Origin of the sequence: Paraburkholderia sp. BR10872 (assembly GCF_040965835.1) — a bacterium.
GTDB classification, from domain to species: Bacteria; Pseudomonadota; Gammaproteobacteria; order Burkholderiales; family Burkholderiaceae; genus Paraburkholderia; species Paraburkholderia nodosa_A.
Genome location: NZ_JBFRCN010000044.1, coordinates 1 through 12,885 on the forward strand (window position 1 = coordinate 1; position 12,885 = coordinate 12,885).

The 12,885-nt window shown below is 58.9% G+C and carries 7 protein-coding genes, 1 tRNA gene and 2 pseudogenes; 3 read left to right on the forward strand and 7 right to left on the reverse strand.

What is annotated here, in order from left to right:
• Window positions 1-430: bacteriohemerythrin (locus AB4Y43_RS28540; RefSeq protein ID WP_368729327.1), on the forward strand; the 430-nt coding region annotated here is incomplete at its 5' end.
• A gap of 690 nt (window positions 431-1,120) precedes the next feature.
• On the opposite strand, the gene AB4Y43_RS28545 is transcribed toward AB4Y43_RS28540, so the two are convergent.
• Together AB4Y43_RS28545 and AB4Y43_RS28550 are read right to left on the reverse strand one after the other, a co-directional pair.
• Window positions 1,121-1,861, reverse strand: a complete 741-nt coding sequence (locus AB4Y43_RS28545) for a sulfite exporter TauE/SafE family protein (RefSeq protein ID WP_368729328.1) — start codon at window positions 1,859-1,861, stop codon at window positions 1,121-1,123.
• A gap of 383 nt (window positions 1,862-2,244) precedes the next feature.
• Window positions 2,245-2,406, reverse strand: a pseudogene (locus tag AB4Y43_RS28550) (type II secretion system protein GspG); the annotation flags it as partial.
• Window positions 2,407-2,683: 277 nt separating this feature from the next.
• Here AB4Y43_RS28550 and AB4Y43_RS28555 point away from each other — a divergent pair.
• Together AB4Y43_RS28555 and AB4Y43_RS28560 are read left to right on the forward strand one after the other, a co-directional pair.
• A complete protein-coding gene (locus AB4Y43_RS28555) occupies window positions 2,684-5,047 on the forward strand; it encodes a PAS domain S-box protein (protein WP_368729329.1) in 2,364 nt (787 codons plus the stop codon).
• 908 nt (window positions 5,048-5,955) lie between these two features.
• Window positions 5,956-7,146 carry an O-succinylhomoserine sulfhydrylase gene (locus tag AB4Y43_RS28560; RefSeq protein ID WP_368729330.1) on the forward strand — a complete coding sequence of 397 codons (1,191 nt, stop codon included), beginning with the start codon at window positions 5,956-5,958 and terminating at the stop codon, window positions 7,144-7,146.
• 334 nt (window positions 7,147-7,480) lie between these two features.
• Here AB4Y43_RS28560 and AB4Y43_RS28565 read toward each other — a convergent pair whose 3' ends face one another.
• From AB4Y43_RS28565 to AB4Y43_RS28585, 5 genes and pseudogenes are all read right to left on the reverse strand, one after another.
• A complete protein-coding gene (locus AB4Y43_RS28565) occupies window positions 7,481-8,884 on the reverse strand; it encodes a hypothetical protein (protein ID WP_368729331.1) in 1,404 nt (467 codons plus the stop codon).
• 762 nt (window positions 8,885-9,646) lie between these two features.
• Window positions 9,647-9,947, reverse strand: a pseudogene (locus AB4Y43_RS28570) (H-NS histone family protein).
• A gap of 814 nt (window positions 9,948-10,761) precedes the next feature.
• Complete coding sequence (locus AB4Y43_RS28575) at window positions 10,762-11,898, reverse strand: tyrosine-type recombinase/integrase (RefSeq protein WP_368729332.1); 1,137 nt, start codon at window positions 11,896-11,898, stop codon at window positions 10,762-10,764.
• A 174-nt stretch (window positions 11,899-12,072) separates the two neighbouring features.
• Window positions 12,073-12,148, reverse strand: a tRNA-Lys gene (locus AB4Y43_RS28580).
• 44 nt (window positions 12,149-12,192) lie between these two features.
• The gene (locus AB4Y43_RS28585; protein ID WP_368729333.1) at window positions 12,193-12,756 is read right to left on the reverse strand and encodes an Hsp20/alpha crystallin family protein; all 564 of its coding nucleotides are present in this window, start codon (window positions 12,754-12,756) and stop codon (window positions 12,193-12,195) included.
• Window positions 12,757-12,885: the final 129 nt, after the last annotated feature.

The window sequence follows — 12,885 nt, forward strand, 5'->3', positions numbered from 1 at the left end:
CGACAATAGTCTTGCCTGGAACGACGCGCGACTACTCGGCTTCACGCCGATGGACGACGTTCACAAGGAGTTCTATACGTTTGCGCTGCGCCTGGTGACGTGCTCGGACGCGACGGCCGCAGCAGCGCTAGAGCTGTTCGAACAGCACGCCGTTAGCCATTTCGAGCAGGAAGACGAGTGGATGCGTACGACGAACTTCCCACCACGCGACTGCCACATCGAAGAACATGCGGCAGTGCTGAAGTCGGTCGGTGACGTGAAGGCTGCCATCGCGGAAGGACGAGCCGGCGCGGAACTGGCGCGAGATCTCGGCCTGCGCCTTTTCGAGTGGTTTTCTGGTCACGCGGACTATCTGGACTCGGCGCTTGCGGCATGGATGACGAAGCAGACAATGGGCGGCAAGCCTGTCGTGTTCCGACGATCGATTTGATTGCGCGTGAAAACATGGCCGACGATGATCAGGGTGCAAACCCGTCGCGACGCGATGGAAATTGCATCAGGACTTGGGAGCTCACTTAGCGTCCTTCGAGAGGGTGTTCCCGCGGAAACGTTAGAAGAGGCTCGTTCATGCGTATGTGTCAACCCATCGCCGGTGGCTCCGGCCACCTCGACAATATCCTGGTCGTACCCACGCCGACTCGAAGAACCTGCTGATGAGTGGCACTTTCTTCCGAAAAGCACGCGCCGTTCGTGGTCCAGCTTCGTCAAGCCGTACGAGGACGCGATTTCTGCCGAGAACGAAAATTGGCTCACAAAGTGGATGAAAAAGCGTCGGGAAACGAGCCGTTATTATGTCAAGAATGACCGCTTCACCTTTGCGAGCAGATATTCGCCTCGCGGTGACTCCAACGGCTGGCGTGGGTCGAATACGCAAGTTCGCCGATCAAAGCGATCCGTTGCGCGTACGTCTCCGATGGACTTCCGAGATCGGGACAACAAGAGACAGTCGTCGGCATCCTGCTTGAGGCATTCGAACGGCCGCTACTTGCTAGCGAGCAAGCAGTTTAGCTGCCGGCATGCTGCTCGGACGATGACTGCAATCATACGTCGCAGTACGCCGTATTCGCGCGTTCGCTATATGCGTCGTGCCATCGCCGATGATGTGGCCAGCTACGCTAATTCAAGCGGGCAAGAGCAGTTTCAAGCTGGCAATGATCAACACAATGCCCAGCAAGCTACGAATTTGACGAGGCGACAGCCAGCGGCTGCCAAGATATGCCCCAAACCAACTCCCCACAAGCACCATCAACGCCAGCGGACCAATCCCATGTGGAAGGTGATTTGTGGCTGTCCAATCACCTGCCAGCGCCGCGATGGAATTGCAAAGGATGAACAGCGCGGAAACGGATGCAGCAGTGCGCACCGATGACCATCTACAAAACAGCAGGAGCGGCGTTATCAGGACGCCCCCACCAACTCCGGTCAGCCCAGAAGCTAATCCGATAATTGCTCCCCAAGCGAGCGCGACGGACTTAGGAGGCGGCCGCAAAGTCTGGTCGTTCAATGGCCCACGGGCAAGAGAGAGCGTTCCAGCGATCAACAGCAGTGCACCAAGTAAATATTCAAACCCTGCATTCGGGAGCGTCATATAGCCACCTAATAGCGCCATCGGTACGGCCGGCAATGCAAATGGCCAGAACAACTCCCAGTCAAAATGACTGTCCCGTATGAAGCGCCAGCTTGCAACCAGAGAGACCAGGATATTCAGGACAAGCGCGGTAGGCTTGATGCTGTGGGGCTCGTATCCCATCAGCGCCATGATGGCGATGTAACCGGAAGCGCCAGCTTGCCCTGTGCTGGCGTAGAGCAACGCAACCGCCAGAAACGCACCGTAGATCAGCAGTGTCTGGAAATCAATCATCGCGCGTGTTAGTCGGGATGTTGGAGCAACAGTAACGCACCGGAAACTGGCTGCGTGCCCGCTCTACGTGCAGTAGCGGCATTCTTCCGTACGCAGGATAGACCGGCGACGGCGGGCCGACTACAGAAATTCATCGACCAAGGCGATCTGCTGCGCACAAGCTGTCGATGGACCTCCGAGTTTAGTCACCCACAGGTGCTGCCCCGCACCTCCGCGCGGACGTTCGAACGTCGGCTCCGCCCCCACGACGTGCCTTTCGAGAGAAGATCACGTCGGTCGCGTTTCGCCTTTGCACAGAATCCACACATGACGACACAGCACACGTAGCCGGATCGACGGGTACCACCGCGGTTAAGCATCGGGACGCAGTGAAAGGGCGCCCACTATTCCCACGAGCCGATATCGGCGTCGTCGCCTTCACCGCCTTGCTTTGCGTCGGCGCCATAGCTGAATACGTCGACCTCACCATGCACACCCGGATTGAGATACCGATACGCGTTGCCCCATGGATCGTTAGGCAATCGCTGGAGATAGCCGCCCTCCTTCCCCAGAATGACCATCACGATGGCGGTCGCCCCACTCGCGGCTGTGTACATGCCATCGCTCACATCCACACCGGTACCCGCGACCAAACGGTGCCTTGGCGCGGTCGCTAGACCGCGTGGGACCTGCCCGCTGTAGGGGATGCAGCAGCACGGCCAAGCGGTCAGGACGATATTGGAAGACCGACAGGTCGCGTCGCCTCGTGGCCTGATAATTGCTGCTGCCACTGCCACGTCCCGACAGCCGCGTCAGGACTCAGACACCAACACATTTGAACAGATGAACAACGCTCCCATTCCGTCCGAGGATTTCAGCTCCGCCTGGCTCCGGCTGTGGGCTGGCTCGACCGAAGATTACTCGATCTTCGCCGTCTCGCTTGACGGCACTATCCTGACGTGGAACCCGGGCGGTGAACGCATTCAGGGCTATCGCCCCGAAGAAGTCATCGGACGGCCGTTCTCCCTTTTTTACCCCGAGGCCCAACGCACCTCCGGTGCACCTGCAGCGGCGCTCCGCGCCGCGCTGGATGCCGGGCGTCACGTCTCGGAGGGTTGGCGCGTGCGAAAGGACGGCACCACGTTCTGGGCGCACGTGGTCATAACAGCGTTACGCGACGGCAATGGCGAACTGGTCGGTTTCGGCAAGGTGATCCAGGACATGAGTGACAAGAAGGCCGTTCACGAGGCTGTACTTGCAAGCGAACGGAGTTTCCGACTGCTGGTTCAGGGCGTCAGCGATTACGCCATCTTCATGCTCTCGCCCGATGGGCACATCACGAGCTGGAACTCCGGCGCCCGGCGGATCAAGGGCTATACGGAAAAGGAGATCATCGGTTCGCACTTTTCCCGGTTTTACACACCCGAAGACGTCGCAGCTGGTGTGCCCTTCAGGGGCCTCGAAACGGCGAGACGCGAGGGACGCTTTGAGGCGGAGGGCTGGCGCGTTCGGCGGGACGGAAGCCACTTCTGGGCGCACGTTGTGATCGATGCCATCAGGGAAGATGGCGAGCTTGTCGGATTCGCCAAGATCACGCGGGATGTTACCGAACGACGGCGCGCAGCCGAAGTTCTGGAGCAGACGCAAAAGGCCTTGTTCCAGGCGCAGAAAATGGAGGCCCTGGGAAAACTTACAGGCGGGGTGGCACACGATTTCAACAACGTGCTGCAGGTTTTGCGTGGCAATCTGGAGCTGCTCGAGAGCCGGTATGGCCGTGATGCCTGGGCCGCCGCTCGGCTTGGCAACGCCGTTGACGCCGTAGAGCGCGGTGCGAAGCTCGCTTCACAGCTGCTGGCGTTTGGCCGTCAGCAGCCTCTGGCACCAATCGTCGTCAACCCGGCACGCCGACTCCACGCGATGGATGAACTCCTGCGCCGGGCCCTGGGGGAGACGATCGAGATCGAGTCCGTGGTCACGGGCGGGCTCTGGAACGTCATGGTCGACCCCCACCAGTTCGAAAACGTGATCCTCAACCTGGCGATCAATGCGCGCGATGCGATGCCACACGGTGGCAAGCTCACGCTTGAACTCTCGAATGCAACGCTCGACGACGAGTATGTGTCAACACTTCCCGACGTTGCCGCTGGACAGTATGTGATGCTCGCCGTCACAGACACTGGGACAGGTATGAGCCCGGAAGTAATGGAACGTGCATTTGACCCATTCTTCAGCACCAAGCCGGAAGGTCGTGGTACAGGGCTTGGCCTCAGCATGGCTTACGGCTTCGTCAAGCAGAGTGGAGGTCATATCCGGCTCTACAGCGAGATCGGCCACGGAACGTCCGTCAGGATCTATCTGCCCCGCTCTACCGAAACGGCGCTGGAAATCGCCCCGGGCAGCGCGGGGGAAGTGAGGCACGGGAACGAGACTGTCCTCGTCGTGGAAGACGATCCGAAGGTTCAGTCGACAGTCGTCGAACTTCTTGCTGGTCTTGGTTATGCGGTGCTCAAGGCGAGCAATGCAGAGCAGGCGCTGGCCGTCGTCGCGAGCGGCATCCATATTGATCTGCTCTTTACGGACGTGGTGATGCCAGGTGCGTTGCGCAGCACGGAAATGGCCCGGAGGGCAGTCCGGATGGCGCCCGCGCTAAAGGTACTCTATACGTCGGGCTATACCCATAACGCGATCGTCCATGGTGGCCGCCTCGACCCTGGTGTGGAACTGCTGAGCAAGCCATACAGCCGTCATCAACTTGCTGCCAAAGTGCGGCAGGTCCTCGGAAGCACGGACAGCAAAACCCCGGGAAATGAGACAGATACCCTGGTGGCCGATGAAAGTCGGAGGAACTGGAACCCGGGAGGCATGCGCGTACTTGTTGTCGAAGACGACGTTGCGTCGCTCGACGCTACCTGCGAGCTGCTGGCGTTGATCGGAGTCGAGCCCGAGCGCGCGTCAAGCGCGGCGGCCGCGCTTGACGCGCTCACGGCAAACCGATTTGACGTTCTGGTCACCGACGTCGTGATGCCCCATATTTCCGGGTTCGAATTGGCCGAGCGCGCATTCGCCATCCGTCCGGGAATCGGGATCATTTTCGCTTCGGGAAATCCTGTTCCCGGGAATCGAATTTTTGCGTTCAAGTGGACCGCCTTACGCAAGCCCTATACGCTCGATCAACTGCGCGTCGCCCTGCAGACCACTGTCAGCTGATGTGCTCTCCGAAGATGTCAGGAAATATTTTTGCCAGCTCTCAACAAGTGGCTCACGCAGCGGAAAGCCAAGCGCTGAGTCGAGAGAAATAGAAGCGCACTTTAGGTGCGCCTGATCGTGGATAAGTATTCTGGAGCCCGCGACGTTCGGCCTTCAAACCTGCTCCGTCTTGTTAGCTGGCCCCGGTAACTGCTGCCCGAACGAATGACCGAGGTACCCTCGAAGCGAGCCGTTGGCGCCAACGTGCATCGGAAGACCGCTGCGGGTCGGTTATGCCTGCTGCATGAGACGTGGTGCGGGGATGGACGGCGTTCCCGATCATGGGACGCAGTGCGGCCCACTTCCAGACGTTTAGTCAAGGGCTGAGGTCGTTTAAGACACTATGACGGCTACGGCCGACCGCGTGGGGCCGTAGCCGGCCCAAAAAGGGGCGTTGAACCCGGCGATGACGATCGTCGACAATGTGATTCACCGTGAGAGCAGCCGAACTTGGCAGGTCACGTAACTTGCTGCCAAAGCCTGCAACCGATAGCTCGATGCATCCTAGCTGAACGGTCACCCAAGGTTCGCCCTCGGTCGAGCCTACAAGTACGATGATCCCGTCTGGCGGTGCTATACGGACGGCCTGAGTGAGGGTGGCGCAAACTAGCACTCGATACACGCCCCGTTAGGGCCTGCACGGTGCTAGCATTAGGCTTGCGTCGATTTGATCTCAACTTGTGGACGCAGGGAAGCCCGAAACAGCTAAAGCGAACGGTGGGGTGGCAGCCTAGCTATCGACGCTTGACAACATCCCCGCATACGAAGCCCGCTTCTGCCGACGCAGAGCGGGCTTTTTCGTTGCACTCGCGTCTTGATGCTGTCAACGGCGAGCGCGTGCGGCGTAAGAATAACGGAATAGAACGAACATGGACGACTCCCTCAACTTCGACACCCTTGCGGTCCGCTCCGGAACACTACGCAGTGAATTCGGCGAGCACTCTGAAGCGCTTTTCCTTACCTCCAGCTTTGTGTTCGCTAGCGCGGCAGAAGCCGCCGACCGTTTCACGTCGTCTGGGGACTACTACACATACTCGCGCTTCACGAACCCGACGGTGACAATGTTCCAGGAGCGTCTGGCCGCGCTCGAAGGCGGCGAAGCGTGCATCGCGACGGCCTCGGGAATGGCTGCCATCATGTCGGTCGTGATGTCGGCGCTCAAGGCGGGGGACCACCTCGTCAGTTCGCGAAGCCTTTTCGGCTCAACGCTCGGCATGTTCTCTCAGATCTTCAGCAAGTTCGGTATCAACACGACGTTTGTCGATCCGACGAACCCCGACGCGTGGAAAAAGGCGGTCCGTCCCGAGACGAAAATGTTCTTTCTCGAAACGCCGTCCAACCCGCTCACGGAAATCGCAGACATCGAGGCGATTGGCGCGATCGCCCACTCGGTGAACGCATTGTTTGTGGTCGACAACTGTTTCTGTAGCCCCGCGTTGCAACAGCCGCTCAAGCTCGGAGCCGACATCGTGATGCATTCGGCGACGAAGTTCCTCGATGGGCAAGGCCGCGTGCTTGGGGGCGCACTCGTCGGATCGAAGCAATTCATAACGGAGAAATTGTTCCCGTTCGTGCGCAGTGCGGGACCGACGTTGTCAGCGTTCAATGCGTGGGTTCTTCTGAAGGGCATGGAAACGCTGTCGGTACGGATCGAGCGACAGTCTGCCAACGCGCTAGAAATCGCGCGCTGGCTTGAGTCAGATCCCGCAGTTAAGCGCGTGTTCTACCCCGGCCTGCAATCCCACCCACAGTACGAGATTGCGAAGCGCCAGCAGAAAGCGGGGGGCGCCATCGTGTCATTTGAACTGAATGGCGACACACCGGAGCAAATGCGCGCAAATGCTTGGCGCGTGATCGACAGCACGAAGATCTGTTCAATTACCGGCAATCTCGGTGATACCCGAACCACGATCACCCATCCAGCTACCACGACGCACGCGCGAATCACGCCGGAAGCGCGGGCAGACGCAGGCATCACGGAAGGTCTTGTTCGGCTCGCCGTCGGTCTGGAGAGCGCGACAGACATTCGCGACGATATCGCGCGCGGTTTGACGCCCTGATGCGTCCTCCTCAAGGCAACGACAGCCGGCTGCAGAGCAGGACACGCCCGAACATTTCCACTGCCTTAAGAGCGCGGATTGAATGTCACCAATGCACCGGCTCCGAACGGCCGATCGTTGTCGATTGTGTGTCGGCTGAGCGACCGGTTTGGAGAATGTCATCTGACCGGAGTGGGTCGAGCTATGCCTTTTGCATGATCCGCATACCCCGGATGTTCAGCGCGCGGCGCCGTCGGGCTCTGCTCGGCCAATATGGGCCACTCAGGAATAGCGCTTAGATCGTCAACAATTCGACCTCCTTGCGCCCAGCTACAGGTTCGCGCCGGAACCAGAACTAAAGCTCTAGACCCCCTTCTAGCAGCCGAGCACGCAACTGCGGTTGTTGATCATCGGCCAAATCGAAGAGGCGTGATCGGGCGTCCGGGTTGGATAAAATCAGGCGGTGCTCGCCACTGGGTTTCGTCCACGATGAAGTTGGGTCTGCGATCCAACGTCTCAGCGCCTCCTTTACATCCGGATAACCGTCTTCGCCCACCACATTAAGTTCTGTGATGAGCGCGATGCATATGAGGCGATCCCATCTGTCTCTCGCACAGACCGCCAGTGCGGCGCGATAGTCTCCATGTTGCATAAGAACCGCTTTAAGCAGATCCAGAGAGACAAACGCTCCACAAGTGCACAGACGAACCCCGGCTTTTCGGACTTGCCTGGACGAATCGAGAAGCGCACGCGATGCGATCTCGTCCTTGAGCGATGGCAAAATCTTAGCCTGTAGCGCGACTACATGGGCGCGGATATCGGCCCGTGCGTCGTCCGCATGCCTCGCAAGCGTGGGGACGATTTCTGGCGCATGCTGCTCCGCGAGAAGCGATAGTCCTGCACGGACTTGTCTGGCAGTCAGCCCTCCCGTCTCGAGCAGCACAGTGCAGTGGCCAAGCACATCTCTACCGTGCTCGATAAGCAATCGGGCCGCCGCTGTCCGCAGGCTACCCTGCGAGTCAAGTGTCGCACGCCACAGGAAGGGCTCGTAATCGGAACTGCTCTTGTCGCTCGAAATAAGGTTGAAAGCAGCGAGGCGTACGGGACCAAACGGAGATGTGGCTGCAAGCTCGATGTACTTGGCTCGGTCTGAAGCCGGTACAAGGTCAAGCAGGGCAACCGCGGATCTCGCAAGCACGATGTCACCTGAGTTCAGACCAAGCTCTATCGTTTCGTTAGTCGACAAAAGTTGATGGTCTACAGCAACGAGAAACGCGGCGCGTCTGAGCCGAAAATCTGTGCCAGTCATTGCCGCGACAATCGCTTCGGTTCCTCCTGCTTCGACGAGACGCTGTTCAAATTCGAACAACCAAGACCTGTGGTCCGTACGCGTGGCCAGCATGAGACCGCGCAGTCGTGGAATGATGGAGACAAAGTGCTCGGCGGGAACGGTTGCTAAAAGCGTAAGTAGTGCGCTCGTCGCAGCCCGCCGCACCTCGGGTACCCAATCGTTCACACGCTTTGTTATCGAGTCTAAAGACGAACTGCCGCCAAGCTCGACCGCCCGCCCAATCGCCGCCTCCCTGACATAGCCCGAATAGTGCGATATACATTGCGCAACGAATTCTTGATCGGCGCTGGAGGCAATGGTCTCAAGCGCGGCGCGAAGGGACATCGATTCACCCGGCAATAGGTAGACCGTTTGTGCCGGCACCGTCGAAGGTGAGCGAGCCCCGAAGATCTTTGAGATAAGATTCATTGATTCTTATTTAGCTTGGTTGGGGCTGCGGCCCGCGGCTTTTGCTGGTGTCAAAGAAACTGAATGATGCCCGATTTTGAAGGATCGTTTTAAGGAAATCCGTCCGTCCGCTCAGGGTCGGTTATGCCTGTTGCATGAGACGTGGGGCGGCGAGAGCGACGTGTCCGGTTGTGGGACGCAGTGCGGCCACCTTCGGTCGTTCGACATCGCAGGCCGGATCGTCGACAATCGCGAAAAGATCGGGGGGAAGTATGTCAGGGGAAACGGATCTCGCTCGCAGGCGTTTATATAAGCGCGCTGTTGTGGCCTATTCAGGTGGCGTTGGGATGGTGCTTTTCGTTCTCGCGATATCAATTCACCACGGAGCTGGTTGGAGACCGGCTCTGGCCGGAATACCGCTCTACTTAACAGTATTCGGTGGTATTACGTACCAGCTCATAAAGGAGTTGCGCGCACTGAACGGTAAGCACTAGCGGTGGCTCGCTCAGACTATCAAGTGTCCGCTTTTCGCGAACGCGAACGTCTATTCAGGGTCGATCAGGGTCATCGAGGTAAGCGGCTCCTGACAGCGCACCGCGACAGGCCGAAACCGCTCACAAGCCTTGTCTCACGAGCCTTCCGGCGGTTTGGATGATATTTGCAAAGGTCGGCGCTTCACAAACTGCCGCTTTGCGTAACGGAGTTTGCCTGTGTGTGCATCGCCTTATCGTCTGCCAGACCTCGTTGGTTCGAAGTAGCAACGACGCATACTTTCGTCCGACATCATTCACGAATCAGGTACCTGTCGCGGTCTTCCACGTCCTTGATCCAATTGGGCGCACGCCCCCCTTCCCGACCAGGTCGCGCCCGTCGTCGGATCACGATACTTGGGGGGCACGACGCGCGCTGCGGACGTCGCCCTCCCGCCTCGCCGACGTCCGAGGATTTCGCTCTCAGTGAACCCATAGTCGGCAGCCTTTCCCCTGATGTCAGCGAGCACCTCTTCGTATTCTGCCGCCCGGGCCGCCGCCGCCTGCTCCTCGAGCGCGGCCATTTGTGCCTTCAGTTCCCTGAATGTTGCCACGATTTGTCTCCGTCCACACAGAGTAATCGCGATCTTAGCTCGCTTCGATTTAGGACGGCTGATAACTGGCCGCTCTCCTGATTCTACGAATTGCATAGGAAAATCAAGCGGTGCTGCCGCGCGTAGGCGGCAGCGAGAGCTTCGCGCGCCGGGAAAGGTGCTACGCTACATGAGCACCGCACGTGCTCCCAACTCCCGTGATTGCCGACGCAACCCGTCGAACTCCGGCTCGGGCAGTGCGCGCAACGACATGCGCAGCGCCCGACCCGCTGCTTCGCAAACGCGATCCACGCACGCTCTTTCCGTTCTCGCCGCGGAGAGCCACAGCGGCCTCAAACTGGATGTCTGCCGGATATTAAGATAAGTATTCCTATCAAAACCATGTGGATACCTATTTAAACTTGCACCAATAGAACATACCCGCCATGCGTCTCGACGCTGATGATCGTGCCCAGGCCTTCCGCTCACGCAGTGTCATTCAAAGTCAGGTCACCAAATCTTAAAAGAAATCCGGGTGTGCTCTCTTGGGGTCGTCCTCGTCCGAAACGATCATCTCGATGCGCAATGGCTCAAGACTTCCTGGGCCACCGGGTTCGGACGATTCGCGAAGATGTAGGACTTTTGTGGGTCGCAAGGTAGAATGCCCCCCGCATCTTTGAACAGCGAGCGATGATTCCAGCTCGCGATGAACGCAGGGCGATGAGTCCTAGCGGTTCCTGCCGCGGCCCGGCACTTCAACACGCCTTCGGTAAATGCATTGTCAGGACTCTTGCGCCACGTTCCAATTCATCGAGATGATCGGCCCACGCCTGCATCATTTTCCGACGTACGGGCAGGCAGCAAAGTTGTAAGCGCTCCGAACCTCGTCGCGTTCACCGTGTGATAACTGCCGCTCGATTGCGTCCCCCGGCCAACCGAGTTCGTTGAGTAGCGTAGAAGCAGTACTGCGAAATCCGTGGCCGGTCATTTCCTCACGGGTGTATCCGAGACGGCGCAGGGCGGCATTCACCGTGTTTTCGCTCATCGGCCGCTCGCTGGTCCGAACGCTGGGAAAAAGGTAGCGTCCATGGCTATTGACGGCATGAAGCTTTTCAAGGACGGCAACGGCCTGCAGCGAAAGCGGCACAATATGTTGCTCCTTCATTTTCATGCGTGCGGCTGGAATGCGCCATTCAGCCTGAACAAGGTCGAATTCGGTCCATTCAGCCTTGCGAAGCTCGCCGGGGCGAACAAACGTCAGCATGCCAACAAGAAGCGCGCATTTCGTTTCGAAACCTCCCTGGTAGTCGCGGATCGCGCGTACAAGCGCACCGACTTCCTTGGGGTCCTTTATCGAGGCATAGTGTTGCTTGGGTGCCGGCTTGAGCGCCTCGCAAAGGTCCGTCGTAGGGTCACGGTCTGCCCGTCCGGTCACAACTGCATACCGGAAAATCTGTCCGCACTTCTGCAACGATCGATGTGCCGTGTCGACGGCGCCGCGTTTTTCGATTCGCCTCAATGCAGTCAGTAGTTCGACTGCCGTAATCTCATTGATCGGGCGTTTGGCGAGGGAGGGAAACATGTCCCGCTCCAGTCGATGCATGATCAACTTCGCGTATTCCGCTTCCCACTTCCCTTTCGTCAACTGGAACCACTCGCGCGCCACGACTTCAAAGCTGTTCGTCGCCAGGTCTTTTTCCGCCCTCTTCTGCGCCTTCCTCGCTTCGCCCGGATCGTATCCCGCCGCGAGTTTCTTTCGCGCCTCTTCGCGCCTGTCGCGCGCGTCCTTCAATGTCACCGTTGGGTAGGTGCCGAGCGCGAGCAGTTTTTCCTTGCCAGCAAAGCGGTACTTCAACCGCCACAGACGGGAACCGGTCGGCATCAGGAGAAGATAGAGTCCGTCACCATCAGAGAGCTTGACGGGCTTGGCGCCTGGCCAGGCGCTACGGATTGCGGTATCAGAGAGACGCATTGGGGGTATCTCCTGTCGAAGACGGCAGAATACCCCCAAAACTACCCCCACCAAGCAGGGGAAGTCAACGGACCAAGCCAGCAAACAGCGGAACAGCCGACGGCCTGAGAAGCCCACCCAGCAAGGGTTTCGGCTACTCCATCGGAATATGTTGGAGTTCTATGGAACAGCGAATGGTGGGCCGTACTGGATTCGAACCAGTGACCAACGGATTAAAAGTCCGCTGCTCTACCAGCTGAGCTAACGACCCGGTCGACTTCACCGTCGCCGTCACAGCGCTTTCGTGTGCTTGCCCTAACCGATATCGATCGTCCGGTGCGCGGACGGCGCTGGTTCCATTTTCGGAATCGTCAACGTGAGAAGGCCATTGTCGAACTTCGCCAGAGCGCGGCCGGGATCGGCATATTCGGGCATCGGAATCGTGCGCACGAAGCGTCCGTGGGCACGCTCCAGCCGGTAGCAGCCGTTCTCTTCACTGTGTACGTCCTGCTTCTTCTCACCTCGGAGCACGATCGCGCCGTCCTCGACGCTCACTTTCACGTCTTCGCGCTCCATTCCGGGCAGCTCGGCAGTCACACGCAGCACCGGTCCTTCGTCGACAACGTCGATACGCGGCTGGAAACGCGACGAACTGAAGTCGCCAAACCACCGGTCGAGCGCACCACGGCCCGCGAACGGGTCAAGAAAAAATTCCTCCATTGCGCGCCATGGTTCGCGTGAAAACAGCCGCGCGATGTCGGGCATCGAGGCACGTTCGTTTTCGCTCGCCGACGTGCTTTCCCGGCCTTGCACATCGGACTTGCGGGAAGCTGCTCGAAGGAACTTGAAGGGATTCCACCTTCTCGGATCAGGGCTCATCGTATCCTCCCCCAATGTTCTGGAAGGGCAACCGGACTGTGTAGCCGCAAGCGCCAGTGATCCCGCACGGGAGTCTGGCTGCATGACAGCAACGCTTGGCGCGGCTGCCGGAACGATGCATAAAATAGC